Source organism: Streptomyces sp. NBC_00683 (assembly GCF_036226745.1).
Taxonomy (GTDB): domain Bacteria; phylum Actinomycetota; class Actinomycetes; order Streptomycetales; family Streptomycetaceae; genus Streptomyces.
In genome coordinates, this window is record NZ_CP109013.1 from 6,409,618 (window position 1) to 6,433,065 (window position 23,448).

The 23,448-nt window shown below is 68.5% G+C and carries 16 protein-coding genes and 1 tRNA gene; 6 read left to right on the forward strand and 11 right to left on the reverse strand.

Annotation, left to right across the window (positions count from 1 at the left end; genetic code table 11):
* The first annotated feature begins 179 nt into the window (after positions 1–179).
* Both OG257_RS28595 and OG257_RS28600 read left to right on the forward strand, forming a co-directional pair.
* Positions 180–1,577, forward strand: coding sequence for a pyridoxal phosphate-dependent decarboxylase family protein (locus tag OG257_RS28595; protein WP_329212148.1), 1,398 nt, complete (start codon positions 180–182; stop codon positions 1,575–1,577).
* Positions 1,574–2,995: a lysine N(6)-hydroxylase/L-ornithine N(5)-oxygenase family protein gene (locus tag OG257_RS28600; protein WP_329212149.1), complete on the forward strand. Its 1,422-nt coding sequence runs from the start codon at positions 1,574–1,576 to the stop codon at positions 2,993–2,995. Before OG257_RS28595 ends, OG257_RS28600 begins: the two co-directional genes overlap by 4 nt.
* Before the next feature lie 102 nt (positions 2,996–3,097).
* On the opposite strand, the gene OG257_RS28605 is transcribed toward OG257_RS28600, so the two are convergent.
* Positions 3,098–4,909, reverse strand: a complete 1,812-nt coding sequence (locus OG257_RS28605; RefSeq protein WP_329212151.1) for a bifunctional metallophosphatase/5'-nucleotidase — start codon at positions 4,907–4,909, stop codon at positions 3,098–3,100.
* A 269-nt stretch (positions 4,910–5,178) separates the two neighbouring features.
* Between OG257_RS28605 and pyk the strand changes: the two genes are divergently transcribed.
* A complete protein-coding gene (gene pyk, locus OG257_RS28610) occupies positions 5,179–6,612 on the forward strand; it encodes a pyruvate kinase (RefSeq protein ID WP_329212153.1) in 1,434 nt (477 codons plus the stop codon).
* Between the two features lie 13 nt (positions 6,613–6,625).
* Here the strand turns inward: pyk and OG257_RS28615 are convergent, their stop codons facing one another.
* Together OG257_RS28615 and OG257_RS28620 are read right to left on the reverse strand one after the other, a co-directional pair.
* Positions 6,626–7,405: a helix-turn-helix domain-containing protein gene (locus OG257_RS28615; RefSeq protein ID WP_329212155.1), complete on the reverse strand. Its 780-nt coding sequence runs from the start codon at positions 7,403–7,405 to the stop codon at positions 6,626–6,628.
* A gap of 111 nt (positions 7,406–7,516) precedes the next feature.
* Positions 7,517–7,589, reverse strand: a tRNA-Leu gene (locus OG257_RS28620).
* Between the two features lie 100 nt (positions 7,590–7,689).
* On the opposite strand from OG257_RS28620, the gene OG257_RS28625 reads away from it, so the two are divergent.
* Positions 7,690–8,346 (forward strand): ANTAR domain-containing response regulator, encoded by a 657-nt coding sequence (locus OG257_RS28625; RefSeq protein ID WP_329212156.1) that lies wholly within the window; start codon positions 7,690–7,692, stop codon positions 8,344–8,346.
* Positions 8,347–8,428: 82 nt separating this feature from the next.
* On the opposite strand, the gene OG257_RS28630 is transcribed toward OG257_RS28625, so the two are convergent.
* The 7 genes from OG257_RS28630 to OG257_RS28660 form a co-directional block, all read right to left on the reverse strand.
* Complete coding sequence (locus OG257_RS28630) at positions 8,429–9,145, reverse strand: ABC transporter ATP-binding protein (protein ID WP_329212158.1); 717 nt, start codon at positions 9,143–9,145, stop codon at positions 8,429–8,431.
* Positions 9,142–10,173 (reverse strand): ABC transporter ATP-binding protein, encoded by a 1,032-nt coding sequence (locus tag OG257_RS28635; RefSeq protein ID WP_329215395.1) that lies wholly within the window; start codon positions 10,171–10,173, stop codon positions 9,142–9,144. Before OG257_RS28635 ends, OG257_RS28630 begins: the two co-directional genes overlap by 4 nt.
* A 5-nt stretch (positions 10,174–10,178) precedes the next feature.
* Positions 10,179–11,969, reverse strand: coding sequence for a branched-chain amino acid ABC transporter permease (locus OG257_RS28640; protein ID WP_329212160.1), 1,791 nt, complete (start codon positions 11,967–11,969; stop codon positions 10,179–10,181).
* 5 nt (positions 11,970–11,974) lie between these two features.
* A complete protein-coding gene (locus OG257_RS28645) occupies positions 11,975–12,904 on the reverse strand; it encodes a branched-chain amino acid ABC transporter permease (RefSeq protein WP_329212162.1) in 930 nt (309 codons plus the stop codon).
* A gap of 103 nt (positions 12,905–13,007) precedes the next feature.
* Positions 13,008–14,216: a branched-chain amino acid ABC transporter substrate-binding protein gene (locus OG257_RS28650; RefSeq protein WP_329215397.1), complete on the reverse strand. Its 1,209-nt coding sequence runs from the start codon at positions 14,214–14,216 to the stop codon at positions 13,008–13,010.
* A 599-nt stretch (positions 14,217–14,815) separates the two neighbouring features.
* The gene (locus tag OG257_RS28655; RefSeq protein ID WP_329212164.1) at positions 14,816–15,286 is read right to left on the reverse strand and encodes a PaaI family thioesterase; all 471 of its coding nucleotides are present in this window, start codon (positions 15,284–15,286) and stop codon (positions 14,816–14,818) included.
* 97 nt (positions 15,287–15,383) lie between these two features.
* Positions 15,384–17,654 (reverse strand): FdhF/YdeP family oxidoreductase, encoded by a 2,271-nt coding sequence (locus OG257_RS28660; protein WP_329212166.1) that lies wholly within the window; start codon positions 17,652–17,654, stop codon positions 15,384–15,386.
* A gap of 251 nt (positions 17,655–17,905) precedes the next feature.
* Here OG257_RS28660 and polA point away from each other — a divergent pair, with 251 nt between their 5' ends.
* Positions 17,906–20,617 (forward strand): DNA polymerase I, encoded by a 2,712-nt coding sequence (gene polA / locus OG257_RS28665; protein WP_329212168.1) that lies wholly within the window; start codon positions 17,906–17,908, stop codon positions 20,615–20,617.
* Positions 20,618–20,678: 61 nt separating this feature from the next.
* Here polA and OG257_RS28670 read toward each other — a convergent pair whose 3' ends face one another.
* The gene (locus tag OG257_RS28670) at positions 20,679–21,545 is read right to left on the reverse strand and encodes a DUF4184 family protein (protein ID WP_329212169.1); all 867 of its coding nucleotides are present in this window, start codon (positions 21,543–21,545) and stop codon (positions 20,679–20,681) included.
* A gap of 187 nt (positions 21,546–21,732) precedes the next feature.
* Between OG257_RS28670 and OG257_RS28675 the strand changes: the two genes are divergently transcribed.
* Positions 21,733–23,424 (forward strand): lytic transglycosylase domain-containing protein, encoded by a 1,692-nt coding sequence (locus OG257_RS28675; RefSeq protein ID WP_329212171.1) that lies wholly within the window; start codon positions 21,733–21,735, stop codon positions 23,422–23,424.
* Positions 23,425–23,448: the final 24 nt, after the last annotated feature.

Below are 23,448 nucleotides of genomic sequence, written 5' to 3' on the forward strand. Positions count from 1 at the left end.
GGGCCGGGCACAGCCATGCGAACAACGCACTCCTATAGCAGCCCCACCCCGCACACCCCACCCACACCACGGAGCAATACCCCTTTCGGGGTCAGATCGTCGGTCTCCTCGGCCGGGGTTCCAGAAACCCGGACAAGCTGGTACGTCCGCCCCCGCGCACCCGAAGGACCACACCGACCATGCCCATCCCGCCCCTCGCCGGAGGCACCGCAGGCCCCACCCACCTGCGCCCCCTCCTCGACACCGTGCTCACCGCACTCCACGACGGCGCGGCCCACCGCAACGGCCCCCTCCCCGCCGGCGGCCCCGACACCGTCACCCCCCACACCCACCACACCACCGGCCCACTCATCCCCGACCACGGCACCGGCCCCCACCACGCCCTGCGCACCCTCGTCACCGCACTCACCGAAGGCGCCGCAGACCCCGCACACCCCCACTGCGCCGCCCACCTGCACACCCCGCCCCTCGCCGTCGCAGCAGCAGCCGACCTCGCCGCATCAGCACTCAACCCCTCCATGGACTCCTGGGACCAGGCCCCCGCCGCCTCAGCCCTCGAAACCACCCTCACCAGCACACTCGCCGCCGAGATCTACCCCCACACCCCCCACCCCGACGCCCTCATCACCACCGGCGGCACCGAAGCCAACCAACTCGCACTCCTCCTCGCCCGCGAACGCCACGGCCCCGTACAGACCATCTGCGCCGCCAACGCCCACCACAGCATCACCCGCGCCGCCTGGCTCCTAGGCCTCCCCGCCCCCGTCGTCATCCCCGCCCCCACCGGCGTCATGGACCTCCCAGCCCTCCACGACGCCCTCACCCGACACCAAGGCCCCCTCCTCGTCACCGCCACCGCCGGCACCACCGACACCGGCCAGATCGACCCCCTCGACGCCATCGCCGACCTCACGACAACCCACGGCGCCGAACTCCACATCGACGCCGCCTACGGCGGCCCACTCCTCCTCAGCCCCACCCACCGCCACCTCGTCCAAAGCCTCCACCGCGCCCACAGCGTCACCCTCGACCTGCACAAACTCGGCTGGCAACCCGCCTCCGCCGGCATCCTCGCCGTCCCCCACCACCACGACCTCGACGCCCTCCACCACCAAGCCCCCTACCTCAACGCCGACGACGACACCGACGCAGGCCTCCCCGACCTCCTCGGCCGCTCCCTGCGCACCACCCGACGCCCCGACGCCCTCAAGATCGCCGTCACCCTCCAGGCACTCGGCCGCGACGGACTCGCCGACCTCATCGACCGCACCCTCGCCGCCGCCCACCACCTCGCCGACATCATCACCGCAACCCCCCACCTCGACCTCTACGCCCGCCCCACCATCAGCACCGTCCTCTTCCGCCCCACCGACGCCGACGACACCACCGTCGCCACCATCCGCCGCACCCTCCTCACCCAAGGCCACGCCGTACTCGGCCGCGCCCACGCCGACAACCGCCTCTGGCTCAAAGCCACCCTCCTCAACCCCCACACCACCCCCGACGACCTCCACCGACTCACCGACCTCGTCACCCACGCCGTCACCGGCCTCACGGAAGGCAGCACCCCCCGATGACAGACCGGCCCACCCCCGACCAGCCGCACGACCTCATCGGCATCGGCATCGGCCCCTTCAACCTCTCCCTCGCCGCCCTCGCCCACACCATCCCCACCACCCCCGACCACCCCCGCCCCACCACCGCCTTCTACGAACAACGCCCCGCCTTCCACTGGCACCCCGGCCTCCTCATCGACGGCGCCACCCTCCAAGTCCCCTTCCTCGCCGACCTCGTCACCCTCGCCGACCCCACCAACCCCTGGACCTTCCTCAACTACCTCCGCACCCAGAACCGCCTCTACCCCTTCTACTTCGCCGAGCGCTTCCACATCCAACGCACCGAATACGACGCCTACTGCCGATGGGTCAGCGAACAACTCCCCGCACTCCACTTCAGCCACCAGGTCGACGCCATCCGCTGGAACCCCGACCAAGCCCACTTCGAAGTCGACTACACCCAACTCGACAACGACGGCGAAGCAGAAGCACTCGGCCGCGCCCACACCCGCCACATCGCCCTCGGCGTCGGCACCGAACCCTTCATCCCCGAACCCCTGCGCCCCCTCGCCGAAGCCCCCAACATCCCCGTCATCCACTCCGCCGACTACCTCCACCACCGACAGAAACTCCTCGACGCCGACCACGTCACCGTCATCGGATCCGGCCAGTCAGGCGCCGAAATCTTCCTCGACCTCCTCCGCGCCCGCCCCCGAGGAGCCGAAAAGCTCCACTGGCTCGCCCGCACCCAGGCCTTCGCCCCCATGGAGTACTCAAAACTCGGCCTCGAACACTTCACCCCCGACTACACCCGCTACTTCCACGCACTCCCCGAAGCCGTACGCGACACACTCGTCCCCAGCCAATGGCAACTCCACAAAGGCATCGACACCGACACCATCACCGCCATCCACGACGAGCTCTACCGACGCACCCTCCACGGCGGCTGGCCCGACGCCACCCTCACCCCCGGCGTCCACGTACGCACCGCCGGCCGACTCTCCGGCACCCGCATCGAACTCCACCTCGAACACACCCAGCAACACACCCGCACCAGGCTCACCACCGACGCCGTCGTCCTCGCCACCGGCTACCGCGAACGCCCCCTCGACACCCTCCTCACCGGCCTCACCCCCCACATCCACCGCGACGCCTCCCGACGCCCCCACATCGACGACACCTACCGCCTCGGCCTCGACCCCGCCATCACCGGCCACATCTACGTACAGAACGCCGAACGCCACACCCACGGAGTCGGCGCCCCCGACCTCGGACTCGCCGCCTGGCGCAGCGCCACGATCCTCAACGACCTCACAGGCACCACCCCCTACCCCCTCCCGCACCGCACCGCCTTCACCACCTTCGGCCTCACCCCCCACCCCGCACCGAAAATCCCCCAACAGGGCCCCGCACTCACCCCCCTCGTACAGGGCCACTGACCCCCGCAACCGCCCGAACCCGGCCGCCCCCGGACACACGAAGGCGGCCGCCCTCCCGAAGGAGAACGGCCGCCCCACAGCAAGCGGGTCAGAACAACCCGGTCAGAACACCGGCACACCGTCCCGCGTCAGACGCCAGCCCACCGACGCGAACTCCGCCGGATCCACCGAACCCTTCGCCTGCACCCACCCGATGATCGTGTTCCGGATCTCGTCCGAATTCGCCCACAGCTGCTTCGCACCCGGCACATGCGGGAAATTGCCCCCACCGCTCGCCCGGTAGTTGTTCACCGCCAGCACGAACTGCGCAGCCGGATCAACCGCCTGCCCCTCGAACGACAGCCCCACAATCCGCGAACCCGCAGGCTTCGCGATGTCGATGTCGTACGACACCCCCGACACCGCGTCATAGTTGTAATCCGGCGTACCGCCCGCATTCGTCAGCTTCGACGTGTCCACCGGACCACCCGCCGCCGTCTGCACGTAATACCGCGCCGAATACTCCAGATAATCCTTCAGCTGCGCACCCGTCACCAAACGCGCCTCAAGCGTGTTCTCGAACGGATACAGCCCCGCCGCATCCTTGATCGTCACCTGACCGGCCGGGATCCCCGCCGTACGCGAGAAGCACGACGCCTGCGACAGCACCGGCAACGCCGCATACTCGCCCGAAGCCAACGCCGCCTTCACCGTGTCCGCCTGCACCTGGTTGATCAGATCGATGATCGGCTCGTCCTTCCACGGAGCCTCCACCGTCGTCATCGCCACCACCGACGAACCGATGACCTGATTCACATAGGCCACCACCTTCGTGTGCTCATCCCCGAGCAACGACGTGATCCGCGGGTCCTCCGCCACCGTGTTCGAGTTCAGCACCTCGGCGCCGACCTTCTCCACCGACCAGCGGCCCTTCTCCCACACCAGGTCGAAGTCGAACAACGTCAACCGCTGCCCCCACTTCAACGGCTCCGAAAGAACGACCTGCTTACCCGTCTCCTTGTTCGTCACGAAGTACTCAGGAATCTCCGAGTGCGCATGACCCACCAGGATCGCGTCAATACCCGGAACCTGCTCCGCCACCAGACCCGCCGCGTTCTCCACGTACGGCAGCTGATCCCCGTACGACGACGTACCCGACGAACCCGAATGCGCCGAAACGATCACCACATCCGCACCCATCGAACGAAGCTTCGGCACCCACTTCGCCGCCTGCTCCTCAAGCCCCGGGAACACCATCTTCCCGCCCACATTCGCCTTGTCCCAGATCGCGATACCAGGATTCGTCAACCCCAGCACCGCCACCCGCACATCCGGCCCGTGCGGCGTACGCAAACGCTTGATCACATACGGGGCGAACGCCGGCCGCAACGTCTTCGCATCCAGCGCGTTCGCACCCAGCAGCGGGAAATCACACTGCTCCTCGAACTTCCGCAGCACCGGAATGCCGTAATTGAACTCATGGTTGCCGAGCGCCGCCGCGTCGTACCCGATCTTGTTCATCGCCTGCGCCATCGGATGCACCGGACCACGCTTCGCAGTGATCGGATCGATCTTCGCGTAGTAGTACGACAGCTGGGTGCCCTGGATCGTGTCACCCGCATCGATCAGCAGCGTGTTCCCGCGCCCGCGCTCCTCGCGGATCTGCTCCACCAACGTCGAGATCTTCGCCAGGCCCACATCGTTGTGCGCCTTGTCGTCGAACTCCTTGTCCGTGAAGTAGTCCCAGTTGAAGACGTTGCCGTGCAGGTCCGTCGTCCCCATCACGGTGAACGAGTACCGCTTGGCCGGGCGGCCGTGCCCGTGCCCCTTCGACTCCGCGGCCCCGGCAGGACCGGCAACGGCCCCGCCCGCCAGCGCCACACCCGCACCCGCGGCAGCCGACCGGCCCAGAAAGTTCCTACGGTTCAACGGCATTCCTGACTCCTCGTTCAATTGAACAACGCGCGTAGATTCTGGCCCAGCCACCGTGCCCCGCAACACCCCACGCAGGTTTCGATCTGATGACCACGGCGCACACCCACCCGGCCACCCACCCGCGCGCACCCCCGGCACCGCACCCGAACACGCTCATCAGAGCGACCCGCTGCACAATTCAACACTTGTCAATAAGCTTTCACCCAAAGGTTGTTGGGGAGTCACGCAGGGACAATTACCTACCCGTAGGTAAGGTCTAGGCTCGAACCATGCGCCGAGCGAAAATCGTTTGTACCCTGGGACCCGCAACCGACACATACGAGCAGATCAAGGCACTCGTCGAAGCGGGAATGGACATTGCCCGCCTCAACCTCAGCCACGGCACCTACGCCGAACACGAGCAGCGATACCACCACGTACGCAAAGCATCCGAAGAGACCGGACGCAGCGTCGGAATCCTCGCCGACCTTCAAGGCCCGAAGATCCGCCTCGGACGCTTCACCGAAGGCCCCGTACTCCTTGAACGCGGCGACGACTTCACCATCACCGTCGAAACCGTAGAAGGCGACCGCCACACCTGCGGAACCACCTACGACGGCCTCGCCGCCGACGTCACCACAGGCGAACGCATCCTCGTCGACGACGGCCGCGTCACCCTCGAAGTCACCCAGGTCGACGGACCACGCGTCCACACCACCGTCATCGAAGGCGGCATGGTCTCCGACCACAAAGGACTCAACCTCCCCGGCGTCGCCGTCTCCGTCCCCGCACTCTCCGAAAAGGACATCGACGACCTCCGCTGGGCCCTGCGCACCGGCGCCGACATCATCGCCCTCTCCTTCGTACGCAGCGGACGCGACATCCACGACGTCCACCGCATCATGGACGAGGAGGACCGCCGCCTCCCCGTCATCGCCAAGGTCGAAAAGCCCCAGGCCGTCGACAACATCGACGACATCGTCGCCGCCTTCGACGGCATCATGGTCGCCCGCGGAGACCTCGGCGTCGAAATGCCCCTGGAACAGGTCCCGATCGTCCAGAAGCGCGCCATCAAACTCGCCAAGCGCAACGCCAAGCCGGTCATCGTCGCCACCCAGATGCTCGACTCGATGATCGACAACTCACGCCCCACCCGCGCCGAAGCCTCCGACGTCGCCAACGCCGTCATCGACGGCACGGACGCGGTGATGCTCTCCGGCGAGACCAGCGTCGGCAAGTACCCGATCGAAACCGTCCGCACGATGGCCCGCATCGTCGAAGCGGCCGAGGAGGACATCCTCGCCAAGGGCCTCCCGCCCCTCACCGACCGCAACAAGCCCCGCACCCAGGGCGGCGCGGTCGCCCGCGCGGCAGCCGAGATGGGCGACTTCCTCGGCGCCAAATTCCTGGTCGCCTTCACCCAGAGCGGCGACACGGTCAAGCGGCTCTCCCGCTACCGCTCCCCGATCCCGCTCCTGGCCTTCACCCCGGACGAGGCCACCCGCGCCCAGCTGAACCTCACGTGGGGCGTGGAGACGTTCCTCGGGCCGCACGTGGACTCGACGGACGCGATGGTGGCGCAGGTGGACGAGGAGCTGCTGCGGATCGGGCGGTGCCAGAAGGGGGACGTCGTCGTGATCACGGCCGGCTCCCCGCCCGGAGTCGCGGGCTCGACGAACCTGGTGCGGGTGCACCACATCGGCGAGGACGACAGCCCGAAGTAGGGGCGGACTCGGCTCAGTATTTCGGCCCGACGTGAGCATCCATGAGCGCGACGGATGCCCGTCGGGCGACGGAGATGTTGTACTTCTTGCCCGCGCGGGTGCAGTGCGTCCACTCGATGCCGAGCTTGTCGAGGGTGTCCGTGTACAGCTCCCGGATGTCGTCCGAGACGTTGGTGAACCAGTACCGCGGATACTCGTACCGCTTCCGTACGCCGCCGACCATCCGGGTCGTCCAGTTCATGTTCCGGCAGCCGTCGGAGTGGATGAGGCCGCGGATGAAGTCCCAGGGGTGCGCGTCGACGATTTCCTGCTGCCACGGTTCGAGGATGATGCGGCGTTCGTGCTTCTTGCCGGGTCCGTGCTGCGGGAAGACGCATGTCCAGTGTTTCGTATAGGACTTGACCTCGACGCAGCCGCTCCTGTGGCGCCGTCCGGTGCGCGGCATGGGCATCACCCGACGCATGGCCGACTCCGCCTCATCGATCAGGCCGGCCCATGTTTCACCACAGAAGATCGACAGGTGGTTCTGCTTCGGCTTGGCGATGATGTGGCCGTCTCCGAGGTAGAGCCCCAGGAGATATGCGTACGCGACGCGGTCGACGTCCCGGCCGGTGCACACCGGGCAGTCGGTGGCCTGCACGTACTCCACGCCACGGCGCTTGCGGTCCTCGTGGAGCCACCAGCCGATTGTTCCGCGAGGCACATTGAGGAGTTCTGCAACTACTCGATTTGTGGTCCCGCCCCTCAGAAGGGCAAGCGCTTCGTCACGTATCGATGGATTGTGCTGTCCCATGAAGTGGAGTCTTCTGCGGCCTTCGCTGGCGTGCACCAGATTCGAAGGAGCGTTCACCGGGAGGGGTGAAGATCGCCAACATGCGAATCAACCTTGGAAACGAAGGAGAAGTGCCCCGAGTCGGATTCGAACCGACGCTGTATGGGTTTTGAATCCATGGCCTCTGCCGCTGGGCTACCGGGGCCCCTTCGAAACGAAGGATCCGCGGGACCCTCCGTGCCTCAAACATACCGCAACTAGGTAGGCTCTTGGGAGCTGCACCCCTGTCTTGACCAAGGAGCCCCGTGACCACCCCCGAGTCGCCCCAGCCCGTAGACGCCGCCGACGACGACAAGTCGCACGTCCCGCCGCTGACGACCCGTGTCGTCATCGCCGAGGACGAGGCGCTCATCCGTCTCGACCTCAAGGAGATGCTGGAGGAGGAGGGCTACTCGGTCGTCGGTGAGGCCGGCGACGGCCAGCAGGCCATCGAGCTCGCCCGGGAGCACAAGCCGGACCTGGTCATCCTCGATGTGAAGATGCCGGTCCTCGACGGGATCTCCGCTGCCGAGAAGATCACGGAGGAGTCCATCGCCCCCGTGCTGATGCTCACCGCGTTCTCGCAGCGCGACCTCGTCGAGCGGGCCAGGGACGCCGGTGCGATGGCGTACCTGGTGAAGCCGTTCAGCAAGAGCGACGTCGTGCCGGCCATCGAGATGGCCGTGTCCCGTTTCTCGGAGCTGAAGGCGCTGGAGAACGAGGTCGCCGACCTCTCGCAGCGGCTGGAGACCCGGAAGCTGGTGGACCGGGCGAAGAGCATTCTGCAGACGGATTACGGCCTCTCCGAGCCCGCCGCGTTCCGGTGGATCCAGAAGACGTCGATGGACCGCCGGCTCTCCATGCAGCAGCTCGCCGAGGCGCTGATCGAGGACGCCGAGGAGAAGAAGAAGGCGGCCGAGTAAGCCCCGTAGGGACATACGAAGGAGGCCCGCACCCCGGATCGATCGGGGTGCGGGCCTCCTTCGTGTGCGGGTGCGGAGGGTGTCAGTCCTCGCCGAGGTAGGCCTTGCGGACCGACTCGTCGTGGAGGAGGTCCGCGCCGGTGCCCGAGAGGACGACCTTGCCGACCTCCATGACGTGGCCCTGGTCCGCGAGGGAGAGGGCCGCCTGGGCGTTCTGCTCGACGAGCAGGATCGTGGTGCCTGCCGCCTTGAGCTCGACGATGGTCTCCATGATCTTCTGCATCATGATCGGCGAGAGTCCCATGGACGGCTCGTCGAGCATGAGCAGCTTGGGCTGGGACATGAGTGCGCGTCCCATGGCGAGCATCTGCTGCTCGCCGCCGGAGAGGGTTCCTGCGGCCTGCTTGCGGCGTTCCCCGAGGATGGGGAAGAGGTCGTAGGCGCGCTGGATGTCCTTCTCGATGCCTGCCTTGTCGTTGCGGAGGTAGGCGCCGAGGAGGAGGTTCTCGGTGATCGTCAGCCGGGGGAAGATGTGGCGTCCCTCGGGGGAGTGGGCGAGGCCCAGGGAGACGATCTTGTGTGCGGGGATGTCGGCGAGCGGCTTGCCGTCGAAGGTGATGCGTCCGCTGGTCGGCTTGAGGAGTCCGGACAGGGTGCGCAGGGTGGTGGTCTTGCCCGCACCGTTGGTGCCGATGAGGGTGACGACCTGGCCGGCCTCGACGCTGAAGGAGATGCCCTTGACGGCTTCGATCTTGCCGTAGGCGACGCGGAGGTCCTCGACCTCGAGCAGTGCGGTCATCGGGTGTCCTCCTCCTCGGTGCGGGTGGTGTCGGCCTCGGGTGCGCTGTCTGCGTCCGTGGTGCCTTCGGTTTCCGGGGTGCTTTCGGCGTCCGCGGAGGTGTCGGTTTCCGTGGTGCTTTCGGCTTCCGGGGTGGTGTCCGGTTCCGGCGTGACCGTCTTCGCGGTGGCGTCGGCCGCGGCCGAGGCTTCCGCTTCGGCGGCTTCGACCTCGGCGACTTCTTCGGCGCCGGGGGCGCCTTCGAAGGGGGTGCCGAGGTAGGCGGCGATGACGCGTTCGTCGCCCTGGACGACTTCGGCGGTGCCTTCGACGAGCTTCTCGCCCTGGACGAGGACGGAGACGCGGTCGCAGAGGTTGAAGATGAACCGCATGTCGTGCTCGATGACGAGTACGGCGATGCCCTGGTCCCGGATCGCGAAGATGAGCTCTTCGGTGACGCGGGTTTCCTGGGGGTTCATGCCGGCGGTGGGCTCGTCCAGGAGGAGGAGACCGGGGTCGCTGGCGAGTGCGCGGGCGATTTCGAGCTTGCGCTGGTCTCCGTAGGGGAGGTTGCGCGCGAGGTGGTCGGCCTTGTCCTGGAGGCCGATGAACTCGAGGAGTTCCATGCACCGTTCGCGGCTGGCGTTCTCGGCCTTCTTGTAGCCGGGGAGGCGCAGCAGTGCGGACCAGAGGCCTTCTTTGGTCCTGGTGTGGCGTCCGACGAGGACGTTTTCCAGGACGGTCATGTTGGCGAAGAGCCGGATGTTCTGGAAGGTGCGGGCGATGCCTGCCTGGGTGACGAGGTGGGGCTTGGGCGGCAGGACGGTGCCCTTGTAGCTGACCTTGCCCTCGGTGGGGACGTAGAGGCCGGTGAGGCAGTTGAAGAAGGTGGTCTTGCCGGCTCCGTTGGGGCCGATGAGGCCGACGATCTCGCCTGCGTTGACGGTGAGGTCGACGTTGCGTACGGCGGTGAGGCCGCCGAAGCGCATGGTGACGCCGCTGGCGTCGAGGACCGCGGTGCCGGTGGTGGGTGTGGCTGTTGTCGTCATGGTGGTCACGCCCCCGCCTTCGTGGTGCCGGCGGCTGTGTCGGTGAGTGGGATGTCCGGCGGCACGTCGAGCTGGCCGGTCTCGTGGAATTCGAGCTGCTTCCTGCGGTCGGCGACCAGGCCTTCGGGGCGGAAGCGCATCAGGAGGATGAGCGCGAGACCGAAGAGGAACAGCTGGTAGTCCTGCATGAACTGCAGCTTGGCCGGGATGAGGTAGAGCAGTGCGGCGCCGACGAGGGGTCCGCTGAGGGTTCCCATGCCGCCGAGGATGACGGCGGCGAGGAGGAATGCGGAGTTGGGCGGTACGGAGCCGGCGAACTGGTACTGCTCGGGGGTGACCGTGTAGGAGACGTGTGCCTGGACGGTTCCCGCGAGTCCGGCGAGGGTGGCGCCGAGGGCGAAGGCGAGCAGCTTGAGCCGGAAGGCGTTGATGCCCATGGCGGTGGCTGCGGTTTCGTCTTCGCGGATGGCGACCCAGGCGCGGCCGATGCGGGATTCGCCGGAGCGGCGGAACACCATGACGACGACGGCGGTGAAGACGAGCATCAGCAGGTAGTAGTTGGCGGACCTGCCGAGGGTGAAGCCGCCGATGTCGTGGCTGATCCCGAAGTCGAACCCGAAGAGGGTGAGGTCGGGGATGCTGGGGATGCCCTGGGAGCCGTTGGTGAGGTCGGGGCCGCTGACGCCGTTGAGGGCGTTGACGGTGAGCCGGAAGATTTCACCGAATCCGAGGGTGACGATGGCGAGGTAGTCGCCGCGCAGCCGGAGTGTCGGGGCGCCGATGACGACGCCGAAGACGAGTGAGGCTGCGGCGCCGGTGAGGACTGCTGCCCAGAAGGGGAACTGGACGCCGACGGGTGACAGCGGGGAGCCGGAGACCAGGGCGGCGGCGTAGGCGCCGACGCCGAGGAATGCGACGTATCCGAGGTCGAGGAGGCCGGCGAGGCCGACGACGACGTTCAGGCCGAGTGCGACGGTCGCGAAGATGAGGATGTTGGCGCCGATGAGGGCGTATTCCTCGTTCTGCTGGGTGAAGGGGAAGCAGAACGCTGCGACGAGTGCGGCGGCGAGGGTGACGTTGCGGTGTTTGGCCGTGAGTGCGGTGATCCGGGCGATGAGCCCGGCTCGGGTGAGTGCGGTGAAGCCGAAGGCCACGGCGATGATGTAGCCGATGAAGAGTTCGGCGTATTCGGTGTCGATGCCGTAGGTGAAGACGTACAGCGCGACGCCGAATGCTCCGGCGATGATGAGGATCTCGGCCCAGGAGGGGAGTGCCTTGGCGCGGTCCGGTGAGGGGGCGCGGAGGCTGTTGAGGAACCGGTCCAGGGTGTTGGGCCTGGTGGTGTGCTCGATGGGCTGGTCGCTGGGGAGTCCGAGTGCGGCGATGACGGCGATGATCGCGCCGATGCCGCTGATCCAGGCGCCGGGTTCCAGGTTGACGACTCCGCCGAGCTTGACGGAGATCGCGCCGATGGCGTAGCCGGTGACGCCGAGGGTTCCGAGTGCGGCGAGCCGGGTGGGGCTGTTGGTGCCGCCGGGGGTGAGCCAGCGCAGGCCGCGGATGCCGTACCCGGAGAGCGCGAAGAGCAGGGTGAGTGCTGCGCTGATCAGGGTGAGGACCTGGAGGCCGCCGGGGTATCCGGTGACGGTGAGGTCGCCGGGGAATTCGTCGGTCCAGGTCCAGGCGAGGAAGGTGCCGACGAGTGCGACGGCTGCGCCCGCGACGGTGAGGGTGCGGGCTGCCGCGGTGGGCAGCGCGAGGAGTGCGCCGGTCTGGGGCGTGGTGTTGGTTGTCATCGGTATCACGCCCGATCCGCGACGCGTTCGCCGAGTAGGCCCTGGGGTCGGATGAGGAGGACGAGGATGAGGAGGACGAATGCCCAGACGTCCTTCCAGGCTCCGCCGCCGAAGAGTTCCATGCCGGGGACCTCGCTCATGTAGCCGGTGGCGAGGGATTCGGCGACGCCGAGGACGACTCCGCCGAGCATGGCTCCGTAGATGTTGCCGATGCCGCCGAGTACGGCTGCGGTGAAGGCTTTCAGGCCCATGATGAAGCCCATGCGGAAGCCGATCTGGCCGTTCTTGAGCCCGTAGGCGACGGCGGCGACGGCTGCGAACGCGGCACCGATGGCGAATGCCATGACGATGATGCGGTCGGTGTTGATGCCCATGAGCTTGGCGGTGTCGGGGTCCTGGGAGGTTGCCTGCATTCCGCGTCCGGCGCGGGTTTTGGAGACGAAGAAGCCCAGGGCGAGCATGCACACGGGGGCTGCGATGAGGACGAAGAGATCTCCGCGCTGGATGTTGGCGCCGAAGATTTCGATCGCTTCACCCTTGAACTGGGGGAAGGAGCGGTCCTTCGTGGCGTCGGGGTACCACATCCATACGGCCTGCTGGAGTGCCAGGGAGAGGCCGATTGCGGTGATGAGGGGGGCGAGACGTGGCGCGCTGCGCAGTGGCCGGTAGGCGAAGCGTTCAGCGGCGACGCTGACGGCGACGGAGCACAGGACTCCGCCGGCGATCATGAGGGGTATCGCAGCCAGCAGGGAGAGTCCGGACGGAAGCCCGAGGTAGACCGTGAGGGCTCCGAAGCCCCCGATCATGAAGATCTCGCCGTGTGCGAAGTTGATGAGCTGGATGATTCCGTAGACCATCGTGTAACCGATCGCGATGAGACCGTACATCGCGCCGAGGATGAGTCCATTGGCCAGCTGTTGCGGCAGTTCGTTCACCGCAGGGCCTCCGTCGAGTGGTTCGGATATGGCACCGCGCGGGAGCGCTCGTAGCGCTCCCGCGCGGTCTGGTTGCTATGTGTGATCGAGGGTCCTTGCGGACCTACTTCACGGCCTCGCTGAGCTTGGAGACCCACTTGCCGCCGGTTACCTGGTAGGCGGTCATGAGGGTGTTGGTGGTGTCGCCGTACTCGTCGAAGGCGACGGGGCCGGTGACGCCTTCGAAGCTGACCTTGGCCATGGCCTCGAGGACCTTGGCGCGGGCGTCGTCGGGGAGCTTGCCGTCATTGGCGGCGACGACTGCCTTGACGGCCTCGATGATCGCCCAGGTGGCGTCGTAGGTGCCGCCGCCGTACGCCTCGTAGGCGTCCTTGTAGCCGGCCGTCTTGTAGTCCGCGATAAACTTCTTGGCGGAGTCGAGCTCTTCGACGGGCTTGCCGACGGAGGTGGCGATGTCGCCTTCGGCCTTCTTGTTGAGCTTGATGAAGTCGGCGCTGTACATGCCGTCGCCGCCCATGAGCGGGATCTGGACGCTGTCCTTGAGCTGCTGGCTCAGGGGTGCGCCGGCGGGGTACTCGCCGCCGTAGTAGACGGCCTTGGCGCCGGAGCCCTTGACCTTGGTGACGACGGAGTTGAAGTCACGGTCGTCGGGGTTGACGTGGTCGGTGCCGACGATCTTGCCGCCGAGCTCCGTGAACGTCGCCTTGAAGGAGGCGGCGAGGCCGGCTCCGTAGGGCTTCTGGTCGTCGATGAGGTAGACGTCCTTGACCTTGGCCGTCTTGAAGAGGTAGTTCGCGGCGAAGGCGCCCTGGATCGCGTCCGTGGTGGCGGTGCGGAAGTAGGCCGCGTAGGGGCGCTTCTTGTTGCCCGTCTTCCAGTCGTTGCCCTGGGTCAGCTCGGTGCCGGTGTTGGCGGGGGAGACCTGGGTGAGCTTGGCGTCCGTGAAGGGCTTCTGCATCGACTGGGCGACGCCGGAGTTCAGGGGGCCGACGACTCCGAGGACGTCCTTGTTGCCGATGAACTTCTGGGCGTTCTGCTGGCCGACGGAGGGCTGTGCCTGGTCGTCGAGGGGCTGGATCTCGAACTTGATGCCAGGGACGGTCTTGTCCTTGTTGGCGGTCTTCACAGCGAGGTCGGCGGAGTTCTTGATGCCGAGGCCCAGTGCGGAGAGGTCGCCGGTGAGGGGAGCGTCCAGGCCGATGACGACGGTCTGGGTGTCGCCGCTGCCGCTGCTCTTCTTGTCGTCGTCGCGCGACCCGCAGGCGGTGAGGGTGAGTGCTCCTGTGGTGAGCACTGCGGTGAGGATAAGCAAAGAACGGTGTCGCACGAAAGGTCCTTTCCCTGGCGCGGCCTCCTCTGCTGAGGTGCCGTGACGATCGCCGGGCCGTTCTGGTGGTTTAAAAGGCTGTGCAGCAGACGCGCCCGGCGGCGCGGTGACTGGCCGTGACTCTAAGGGCAGGTGAGGGGGTGCGGGACAGGTCCGCTAATGATGTGACTGTCTTGTTATGCCATGGGGAAGGGTTGGTGGGCGCAGTGTGGACATTTACGGCTTGCGAAGTGACCGCATGCTGAGAACGTGCAGCTCTGCTAAGGCGCTTGACCCGATCTTGGTGCTGTCGCACGAATCGGGGCGCAAGGGGCGCGGCGAGGCTGTCCCTCCGGACCGGGGACGCGGCGCGCGGTATTTTTCGTGTATTGCACACCTGTTACGCAGTGTTACATCTGGGTGATGTGTTCGATTTGCTGCGGTGACCGCTGTGGCTGCTGAAGTGGCTCATGGAACGCGTGGCGCGGTCAAGGGTGTTGACCGAGAGTGGTGGTCAACGTCTCTGCCCTGCTCCGGATATGGGTCTGCCCGGTCCGGAATGCGGTGCGATTTCCGGGCCGGGCAGGGGGGTTGTGGCGGCCGGTTCAGTCGGCGGCGGGCCGGGGCATGTCGCGGAGCAGGCAGGTGAGGCGGGCGGTGCAGACGCGCTTGTCCTGCTCGTCGGTGATGACGATCTCGTACGTGGCGGTGGAACGGCCGCGGTGTACGGGGGTGGCGACGCCCGTGACGAGGCCGCTGCGGACCCCTCGGTGGTGGGTGCAGTTCAGGTCGACGCCGACGGCAATCTTGGTGGCGCCGCCGTGGAGCATGGTGCCGATGGAGCCGAGCGTCTCGGCGAGGACGGCGGAGGCGCCACCGTGGAGCAGCCCGTAGGGCTGGGTGTTGCCTTCCACGGGCATGGTGCCCACGACGCGCTCGGCGGAGGCCTCGACGATCTGCACGCCCATACGCTCGCCGAGGTGTCCGGCGGAGAAGAGGGCGGGGAGGTCGACGCCGAGTGCGGCGTACTCGTCGATGATCTCCTGGGGGAACGTGGGTGCGATGTGCTCGCCCATGGGTCCGGCTCCGTTCGTCTGCGGTCGTTCGTTGCTGTGTGCACTGTTCTTATCAGACGGCTGAGCGAACGCTTAGCCGCTGGTGGGTCCAGGTTTCTCAGGCCTTCTCGAAACGGATGACGACGGACTTGCTGGCCGGGGTGTTGCTGGTGTCGGCGGTGGCGCCGAGCGGGACGAGCACGTTGGTCTCGGGGTAGTACGCGGCGGCGCACCCGCGCGCGGTCGGGTAGTGGACGACGCGGAAGCCCGGTGCGCGGCGCTCGGCGCCGTCCTTCCACTCGCTGACGAGGTCGGTGTACGAGCCGTCGGCGAGCCCCAGGGCGCGGGCGTCCTCGGGGTTGACCATCACGATGCGCCTGCCGCCCTTGATGCCGCGGTAGCGGTCGTCGAGGCCGTAGATCGTGGTGTTGTACTGGTCGTGGGAGCGCAGGGTCTGCAGCAGCAGCCTGCCTTCGGGGAGCTCGGGGTACTCGACGGGCGCGGCGGTGAAGTTGGCCTTGCCCGTGGCGGTGGGGAAGCGGCGCTCGTCGCGGGGGGCGTGGGGGAGCGCGAAGCCGCCCGGGCGTGCGACGCGGGCGTTGAAGTCCTCGAAGCCGGGGACGACGCGTGAGATGCGGTCCCGGATCGTCCCGTAGTCCTTCTCGAACTCCTCCCAGGGTGTCGTGGAGGCGGGGCCGAGGACGGCGCGGGCCAGGCGGGCGACGATCGCCGGCTCGGAGAGCAGGTGGGGGCTCGCGGGCGTGAGGTTGCCGCGGGAGGAGTGGACCAGGCCCATGGAGTCCTCGACGGTGACGAACTGCTTCTGCCCGGCCTGGACGTCCTTGTCGGTGCGGCCCAGGGTGGGCAGGATCAGGGCGCGGGTGCCCGTCACCGCGTGGGAGCGGTTGAGCTTGGTCGACACGTGCACGGTGAGCCGTGCGCGGCGCATCGCCGCTTCGGTGACGGTGGTGTCGGGTGTGGCGGCGACGAAGTTGCCGCCCATGGCGAAGAAGACCTTGGCCTCGCCGTCGCGCAGCGCCTGGATGGACCGTACGACGTCGTAGCCGTGGTGGCGCGGCGAGGTGATGGCGAATTCCCTGTCCAGGGCGTCCAGGAAGGCGGCGGAGGGCCGTTCGAAGATGCCCATGGTGCGGTCGCCCTGGACGTTGGAGTGGCCGCGCACGGGGCAGACGCCGGCGCCGGGCCTGCCGATGTTGCCGCGCAGCAGGAGGAAGTTGACGACTTCGCGGATGGTCGGCACGGAGTGCTTGTGCTGGGTGAGGCCCATGGCCCAGCAGACGATGGTGCGCTCGGAGGCGAGGACCATGGCGAGCGCCTGCTCGATGTCGGCGCGGTCCAGGCCGGTGGCGGTGAGTGTCTGGGCCCAGTCGGCGGCGCGGGCCGCTTCGGCGAAGTCCTCGTATCCGTGGGTGTGCCGGGCGACGAAGTCGGTGTCGACGGCCCCTCCGGTGTCGAGGATCAGCTTGTTGAGCAGGCGGAAGAGGGCCTGGTCGCCGCCTATTCGGATCTGCAGGAAGAGGTCGTTGAGGGCGGCGCCCCTGATCATGCCGCGGGCGGTCTGCGGGTTCTTGAACCGTTCCATGCCGGCTTCGGGCAGGGGGTTCACCGAGATGATCTTCGCTCCGGCGGCCTTGGCCCGTTCGAGGGCGGAGAGCATCCGGGGGTGGTTGGTGCCCGGGTTCTGCCCGGCGACGATGATCAGGTCGGCGTGGTGGAGGTCCTCCAGGCTGACGCTGCCCTTGCCGATGCCGATGGTCTCGGTGAGTGCGGATCCGGACGACTCGTGGCACATGTTGGAGCAGTCCGGCAGGTTGTTGGTGCCGAACTCGCGGGCGAAGAGCTGGAGCAGGAACGCCGCCTCGTTGCTGGTGCGGCCCGAGGTGTAGAAGAGCGCCTCGTCGGGGGAGCCGAGCGCGGTGAGTTCCTCGGCGATGATCCGGAAGGCGCGCTCCCAGGTCACGGCCTCGTACCGGTCGGCGCCCTCGGGCAGGTACATGGGCTGCGTGATGCGGCCCTGCTGGCCGAGCCAGTAGCCGCTGCGGGTGGCCAGGTCGGCGACGGGGTGTGCGGCGAAGAAGTCGGGGGTGACGCGGCGCAGGGTCGCTTCCTCGGCGACGGCCTTGGCGCCGTTCTCGCAGAATTCGGCGGTGTGCCGCTTGTCGCCCTCGGGCCAGGCGCAGCCGGGGCAGTCGAAGCCGTCCTTCTGGTTCACCTTGAGGAGGGTCTGCGCGGTGCGGCGCATCCCCATCTGCTGCTGGGCGACGCGCAGGCTGTGGGCGACGGCGGGCAGTCCCGCGGCCGCGTGCTGGACCGCTTCGACCTGCGGCGCGTCCTGGACCGGGTCACCGGTCGGGGGCTTGGTGGCCATGGTGCTCCCCTTCGAGCGCTTGCGAACCCGCGACCCGCGCGTACGCGTCGTGGCGTCCTGTCACGTCTTCCCTGGTGGCGATGCGACTGTCTTTTGATCCTGTCACGCACGGCCGCCGGGGCGCCCGGAGGGCGGCCGGGGCGCTGCGGTATCGGGCGGGGCGCGCGGCGCAGGGCGCTCGAGCTGTGCTCGACCGGGAGACGAGCGGCGGCCGGTCCGGATTGTCGGTGGTCCGTGGCAGGATCGGGGGCGTGGCTGAGACGGCATCGAAGAAGACGGCAGACAACCGACCGCGCCTGCTCCTGATGGACGGGCACTCCCTGGCGTACCGGGCGTTCTTCGCCCTGCCCGCGGAGAATTTCACGACGGCGACGGGGCAGCCGACGAACGCCGTGTACGGCTTCATGTCGATGCTGGCGAACACGCTGCGCGACGAGGCGCCCACGCACTTCGCGGTCGCGTTCGACGTGTCCCGCAAGACGTGGCGTGCGCAGGAGTTCCCCGAGTACAAGGCGAACCGTTCCAAGACCCCCGACGAGTTCAAGGGGCAGGTCGAGCTGATCGGCGAGCTCCTGGACGCGATGCACGCGGACCGGTTCGCGGTGGACGGGTTCGAGGCGGACGACGTCATCGCGACGCTGGCCACACAGGCCGAGGCGGCGGGCTTCGAGGTGCTGATCGTCACGGGCGACCGGGACTCGTTCCAGCTGATCACGGACAACGTGACGGTGCTCTACCCGACGAAGGGCGTCTCGGAGCTGACGCGCTTCACCCCGGAGAAGGTCCAGGAGAAGTACGGGCTCACGCCGGGGCAGTATCCGGATTTCGCGGCGCTGCGCGGTGACCCCTCGGACAACCTTCCGGGGATCCCTGGTGTGGGTGAGAAGACGGCTGCCAAGTGGATCAACGAGTTCGGGTCGTTCGCGGCGCTGGTCGAGCGGGCCGACGAGGTCAAGGGCAAGGCCGGCCAGAACTTCCGGGACCACCTGGACGCGGTGAAGATGAACCGCGTGCTGACCGAGATGGTCCGTGACGTGGAGCTGCCGAAGGTCCCGGCCGAGCTCGAGCGTGCTCCGTACGACCGCACGGCCGTCACGGGTGTGCTGGACGTTCTGGAGATCCGCAACCCGAGCCTGCGCGAGCGGCTGCTCGCCGTCGACCCGGGTGCGGAGGAGGCCGGTCCGCCGGAGCCCGCGGCCGGCATCGAGCTGGACGGAGCGGTCCTGGGCTCGGGTGAGGTCGCCCCGTGGCTGGAGGCCCATGGCGGGCAGCCGCTCGGCGTGATGACCGTCGACACCTGGTCGCTGGGCACCGGCACGGTCACGGAGGTCGCGCTCGCAGCCGCTGACGGGGCCGCCGCCTGGCTGGACCCGGCCGAGCTCGACGAGGCCGACGAGCGGGCTCTGGCCGCCTGGCTCGCGGACCCGGAGCGCCCGAAGGTCCTGCACAACGCCAAGAACGCCCTGCGGGTCTTCCCGGAGCAGGGCTGGCGGCTGGACGGCATCGCCATGGACACCGCGCTCGCCGCCTATCTCGTCAAGCCCGGCCGCCGCTCCTTCGCGCTGGACGCGCTGGCCGTGGAGTACCTCGGCCGTGAGCTGGCCCCGGCCCCCGCATCCGACGGGCAACTGGCCTTCGGCGCCGACGACCGTGCGGAGGCCGATGCCCTGATGGCGCAGGCCCGCGCGGTGCTGGACCTCGGGGACGCGTTCACGACGCGCCTGAAGGAGGTCGGTGCCACCGAGCTGCTGTACGACATGGAGCTGCCCACCTCGATCATGCTGGCCCGGCTGGAGCGGCACGGCATCGCCGCCGACCGGGCCCATCTGGAGGGCATGGAGCAGCAGTTCGCCGGTGCGGTGCAGCAGGCGGTGAAGGAGGCGCACGCCGCGGTGGGCCGTGAGTTCAACCTCGGCTCGCCCAAGCAGCTCCAGGAAGTGCTCTTCGGCGAGCTGGCCCTGCCGAAGACGAAGAAGACGAAGACGGGCTACACGACCGACGCGGACGCGCTGGCGTGGCTGGCCGCGCAGACCGAGCACGAGCTGCCGGTCATCATGCTGCGCCACCGTGAGCAGGCGAAGCTGCGGGTCACGGTCGAAGGCCTGATCAAGACGATCGGTGCGGACGGCCGTATCCACACCACGTTCAACCAGACGGTCGCGGCGACGGGCCGGCTCTCCTCCACCGACCCCAACCTGCAGAACATCCCCGTCCGTACGGACGAGGGGCGGGCGATCCGCCGGGGCTTCGTCGTCGGCGAGGGTTTCGAGACGCTGATGACGGCGGACTACAGCCAGATCGAGCTGCGGGTGATGGCCCATCTCTCCGAGGACGCCGGTCTGATCGAGGCGTTCACCTCCGGCGAGGACCTGCACACGACGGTCGCCTCGCAGGTGTTCGGTGTCGAGAAGTCGGCCGTCGACGCGGAGATGCGCCGCAAGATCAAGGCGATGTCGTACGGGCTGGCCTACGGGCTCTCCGCGTTCGGACTCTCCCAGCAGCTGAACATCGAGGCCGGTGAGGCGCGCGGTCTGATGGACACCTACTTCCTGCGGTTCGGCGGGGTGCGCGACTACCTTCACCGGGTCGTGGAGGAAGCCAGGTCCACCGGGTACACGGAGACGGTCTTCGGCCGGCGCCGCTACCTCCCGGACCTGAACAGCGACAACCGTCAGCGGCGCGAGACGGCTGAGCGGATGGCGCTCAACGCCCCGATCCAGGGGACGGCCGCCGACATCGTGAAGGTCGCGATGCTGCACGTGGACCGTGCGCTGACGGAGGCGAAGCTGACGTCGCGGATGCTGCTCCAGGTCCACGACGAAATCGTCCTGGAGATCGCGAAGGGCGAGCGGGAGCAGGTCGAGGAGATCCTGCGCCGGGAGATGTCCACGGCGGTCGAGCTCCGTGCGCCGCTGGACGTCTCCGTGGGTGTCGGCACGGACTGGGAGACGGCTGCGCACTGAGGCGTCCGCCGCCCGGAACGGGCCGCCTTCGAGGGGTGGGTCCTCCTCGAAGGCGGCCCCTTCAGCGCGCGTCCTCGTTCGCCGGGCGGGTCCGTGTTCCGGGCCTGTCCGGGGGCCGGGGGCGGCGCGGTGCCCGCAGCCGCATCCACGCCCCGTACAGCACGAGTCCGACCGCCAGACCTGCTCCGGCCCCGAAGCACGCGGTCGGGATGATGTCGAGCGGGGTGTTGATCTGTCCGAAGTAGGCGTACCAGCGGGCACACCGGTGGACGACACCGAGCAGCACGCACACGGCGAGCAGGACGCCCGCCCACCGGCGCTCCGTCCGGCCGAGGACCGGTACGGACTCCGGGACGGCCGCCGGTCCTGTCCGGCGCAGGCCCGTGTACGTGAACCAGGCCAGGACCGTCAGGGCCACGGCCGAACTCCCGTACTGGACGACCTGGAACACCGGGAAGCCGCCGATGCTGCGGTTGAGCACGGGAACGAGTTCGGTGCCCCACCGGTCGTGATGGGTGAAGGCGTCCCACACGACATGGGTGCCCGCCCCGATGACCGCGGACCGGACGAACCACAGAACTTCGGACACGGTCGGCGGCGTGCCGGGTTCCCGTCGCCGGCCCCGTACGAAGGTGTGCACGCGCCCCTGCCACGCCGTGGGCAGGAGCGCGACGAGCGGTTCGCGCAGCAGCAGCCAGAGTGCGACCAGGGCCGAGGCGATGGCCACGTCCACCGTGAACACACCCCACACCGCGTGGGTGACCGCGCCGAATTCCATCGCCCCGGGAATGGCCGTGTCCGCGAAGTAGGGCATGTCGGGTGCGAACGAACCCGCGACGAGCGCTGAGGCGGACAGCGGGCCACGGCCCGTCCCGGACCTGCGGATGCCCGGCAGTACGGCTGCGGCATGGCTGAGGGTGAACGGCATGACGGCAAGTATGCGTGAGCCCCCGTCACCTGCCCGAACCTCCCGTGCAAGGTGTCGGCGGCTTCGTGAAAAGTCGGTAAGAACCGGTCATGTGCCAGTGTTCGGGCGGCACAAGTTGCCGTAGGGTCGCCTGAGTCCCGCGCTGGGGAGAGCGCGAACAGCCGTCGACGGGGAGGGACCAGAACGTATGGCAGCGCAATTCGGCCGACGGCTTCGCAGGGGGGCCACCACGACCGCGGTGGCGGCAGCCGCTGTTGCGGCCCTCTCCGCTTCGCAGGCTCCCGGTGCCCCGCTCGCCGACGGCGGCGGTGACCCGGCGGCGTCCGGTTCCGCATCGCCCGGCGACAGCGCGGCCACCGGCAACTCGCCGTACTACACGGACCTGCCGCCGCTCAACACGCCCAACAAGCCCGGTTCGTCCGTGAATCTACCGGTCACGGGCAGTGCGGAAGCGGGCATACCGGCCTCGATCCTGGCGGCGTACAAGAAGGCCGAGCAGGACCTCGCGGGCACCGACGCGGCCTGCCGGCTGCCCTGGCAACTCCTCGCGGCGATCGGCAAGGTCGAGTCCGGCCAGGCACGCGGCGGCAAGGTCGACGCCAACGGCACCACGTTCTCCCCGATCCTCGGCCCGGCCCTCAACGGCCAGGGCTTCGCGCTGATCAAGGACACCGACGGCGGAGCGTACGACGGCGACTCCACCCACGACCGTGCGGTCGGCCCGATGCAGTTCATCCCGCAGACCTGGGCCACCTGGGGCCAGGACGGGAACGGCGACGGACGCAAGGACCCCAACAACATCTACGACGCGGCACTGGCCGCCGGGCGCTACCTCTGCGCGGGCACCCGGAACCTGGCCGTCGCGGCGGACCTCGACCGGGCGGTGCTGAGCTACAACCACTCGCAGGAGTACCTGCGGACGGTTCGCTCCTGGTTCGAGTTCTACAAGCGCGGCACCCACGAGGTCCCCGACGGCACGGGCGTCCTCCCCTCGGGCAACACCAGCGGCTCCGGCGCCGGCTCGTCGCCGGACCCCAGCCCCTCCCCGTCAGGGACGGGCGGCAGCGGTGCGACCCCGAGCCCCTCCCCGACCCCGCCCAAGCCGGGCGGCAGCGGTTCGCCCAGCCCCACGCCGACGCCGCCCCCCGAGCCGTCGCCCACCCCCACGCCGTCCCGGACGCTGGGCAGCCTCGAGAACGCGGGCACCGGCCCCCTCGCCGCCACGGCGGGCGAGGCGTTCGCCGAACGCGTCAAGGTGCGGGCCAGGAACACGCTCGGGTCGCCGCTCGCCAAGGCCTCGGTCACCTTCACGATCACCGGCGACACCGACACCCGCTTCTCCGGCGGGCGGAGCACGGTCACGCTGCCCACCGCGGCGGACGGCATCGCCACCGCGCCCGTCCTCAACGCGGGTGAGAAGACCGGTGAGTTCAAGGTGACGGCCGTGGCGGGCACCAACAAGCCGCGCGTCCTCACCTACACGGCGGCCGTCGCCGCCCGGCAGGCCGACACGATCGCCCGGACCGACGAGAAGGCCCTGACGGCCGCCCCCGGCACCGAGTTCGCCGACACCGTCGAGGTCAAGGCGACGTACAAGGGCATCGCGGTGGCGGGCACCGCCGTCACCGCCACGATGATCACCGGCGGGGAGACGCCCGCCGAGAACGACAAGGGTCCCCACTTCAAGGACGCGGACGGCAACGCGGTCAGGACCCTGACGGACCTGAAGACCGGCGCCGACGGAGTCCTGAAGCTCCCGAAGATCTACGCCGACGACACGGCGGGCACGTTCCTGCTGCGTCTCACGACCGCGAGCGGCGCCACGCTCGTCGTCGAACTCAAGGTCGAGGCATCCGCTGCCGAGGCGCCCGCCGCCTGACCCGTACCGCGAGCACAGCCGCCC

Bases quoted from the DNA above. Each gene is read 5' to 3' on its own strand.
- OG257_RS28660 (WP_329212166.1), bottom strand. From the start codon at position 17,654: ATGGCCACCAAGCCCCCGACCGGTGACCCGGTCCAGGACGCGCCGCAG.
- OG257_RS28670 (WP_329212169.1), bottom strand. From the start codon at position 21,545: ATGCCGTTCACCCTCAGCCATGCCGCAGCCGTACTGCCGGGCATCCGC.
- OG257_RS28655 (WP_329212164.1), bottom strand. From the start codon at position 15,286: ATGGGCGAGCACATCGCACCCACGTTCCCCCAGGAGATCATCGACGAG.
- OG257_RS28605 (WP_329212151.1), bottom strand. From the start codon at position 4,909: ATGCCGTTGAACCGTAGGAACTTTCTGGGCCGGTCGGCTGCCGCGGGT.
- OG257_RS28600 (WP_329212149.1), top strand. From the start codon at position 1,574: ATGACAGACCGGCCCACCCCCGACCAGCCGCACGACCTCATCGGCATC.
- OG257_RS28615 (WP_329212155.1), bottom strand. From the start codon at position 7,405: ATGGGACAGCACAATCCATCGATACGTGACGAAGCGCTTGCCCTTCTG.
- OG257_RS28635 (WP_329215395.1), bottom strand. From the start codon at position 10,173: ATGACGACAACAGCCACACCCACCACCGGCACCGCGGTCCTCGACGCC.
- OG257_RS28630 (WP_329212158.1), bottom strand. From the start codon at position 9,145: ATGACCGCACTGCTCGAGGTCGAGGACCTCCGCGTCGCCTACGGCAAG.
- OG257_RS28640 (WP_329212160.1), bottom strand. From the start codon at position 11,969: ATGACAACCAACACCACGCCCCAGACCGGCGCACTCCTCGCGCTGCCC.
- OG257_RS28595 (WP_329212148.1), top strand. From the start codon at position 180: ATGCCCATCCCGCCCCTCGCCGGAGGCACCGCAGGCCCCACCCACCTG.
- OG257_RS28675 (WP_329212171.1), top strand. From the start codon at position 21,733: ATGGCAGCGCAATTCGGCCGACGGCTTCGCAGGGGGGCCACCACGACC.
- pyk (WP_329212153.1), top strand. From the start codon at position 5,179: ATGCGCCGAGCGAAAATCGTTTGTACCCTGGGACCCGCAACCGACACA.